The sequence below is a fragment of the Nocardia farcinica genome, assembly GCF_029867845.1.
Classification (GTDB): Bacteria; Actinomycetota; Actinomycetes; order Mycobacteriales; family Mycobacteriaceae; genus Nocardia; species Nocardia farcinica_A.
The window spans coordinates 1-1,337 of sequence record NZ_JARWRU010000662.1 but is presented as its reverse complement, the minus strand read 5'-3'; the positions used below and the strand labels follow the sequence as shown (position 1 = coordinate 1,337).

At 69.6% G+C, this 1,337-nt stretch carries 2 protein-coding genes; one reads left to right on the top strand and one right to left on the bottom strand.

Annotation, left to right across the window (positions count from 1 at the left end):
- Positions 1-464 precede the first annotated feature (464 nt).
- Positions 465-659 carry a DUF7455 domain-containing protein gene (locus QH283_RS14635; protein ID WP_030521621.1) on the top strand — a complete coding sequence of 65 codons (195 nt, stop codon included), beginning with the start codon at positions 465-467 and terminating at the stop codon, positions 657-659.
- A 173-nt stretch (positions 660-832) separates the two neighbouring features.
- On the opposite strand, the gene QH283_RS14630 is transcribed toward QH283_RS14635, so the two are convergent.
- On the bottom strand, positions 833-1,337 hold a 505-nt coding region (locus tag QH283_RS14630), incomplete at its 5' end, for a TetR/AcrR family transcriptional regulator C-terminal domain-containing protein (protein ID WP_280503547.1).

Genomic DNA, 1,337 nt, shown 5'->3' with positions numbered 1-1,337 from the left:
GCGCGTCCCCGCGCCCCCCCCCCCGGGCCCCTGGGGGGGGGGGGGGGGGGGGGGCGGGGGGGGGGGCTCACTGGCCCCCCCCCCCCCCCTCGGCCAGCGAGGACGGCCGGTACTCGCCCGCCTGCTGTGCCCGTGCCCACTCCTCGGAACTACAGATGTGAACCAGAGTGTGAGTGTCGTAGTGCACGGGTAGTCTCCAATCAGACCAACTGGACAGACGTCAATCACGGGGTGATCGAACGAGATTCGGTCGGGGGCGCGATGTGTTCGCTCTGGGCGAAATCCCAGGTCGTGTTAGAGAAAACACACTGCAATCCCGCCGGGAACAAAGCCCGGAGCGCGAACGTCTGACAGAGTAGTCATACCACTGCTGGGAAGTAGCGGTAGCGAGCTCGTGGTGAGTGACCACGAGCCCCACACCAGGTGAACGGACTGTAGTGCCCGGGAGCCAGGACGGAGGAGTCATGCCAGGAACCCTGACTAGCACCCCACTGACCGCGGTCGATCGTTGCGACCGCTGCGGGGCTGCCGCCCGTGTGCGCGCAGTTCTCCCGGCAGGTGGAGAGTTGCTCTTCTGCCAGCATCACGCGAACGAGCACATGGAGCGTCTGCGTGAGCTCGACGCCGTCATCGACACGGAATCGGCGCCCGCGCTCTGAACTCGGCACCGCGATGATTTCCCGTTCCGACGTTCTCACGTCCTGACACAACAGCATCGGACAACAGAAGATCGTCTTCCCCGGCAGCGGGCGGCCCCACGGTCGCCCGCTGTCGGCGTCTGCGCCCCCACGTGCGCCCCCTCGGGCGCCGGCCGTGTCCCGGCGTTTTGCGGCTACAGGTCGGCCAGAATGCCGTCGATGAGTTTGGCCAGCCCGAAGGCGTAGGCGCCGCCGGGATCGGCGGGCGCCTGGTGCAGTTCGCCGACCGCGGCCCCGACCCGGCCCGCCAGCGGGAAATCCGCGGCAGGCATCACCCGTTCGAGTTCGGGACCGACCTGCTCCCACCACCGGGCGTCGCTGAGCTCACCGGTCTCCCTCGTCCGGGCCACCGCGAGCCGGGCGTTGCCGACCGCGAAGTCGGTGAGCACCGCGACCACCCGATCCATCTCCACATCCGACAGTCCGATCCCCTCGATCGCGGCGAGCTGACGCTCGTAGCGCCGCATCCGTCCCGGGCCGAGCACCAGCCGCCACGGCGGCACCTCCAGCAACCACGGATGCGCCAGGATCTCCGCGCGCACCCCGTCGGCGATGGCGGCCATCCGCTCGCGCACCGGGGCGTGCTGATCGATGGGCGCGTCCTGCTCGGCGACGGCGTCGACCATGAGCACGGTCAGC

Excerpts from the sequence above, each read along its gene's own strand:
- QH283_RS14635 (WP_030521621.1), top strand. The coding sequence starts at position 465 with ATGCCAGGAACCCTGACTAGCACCCCACTGACCGCGGTCGATCGTTGC.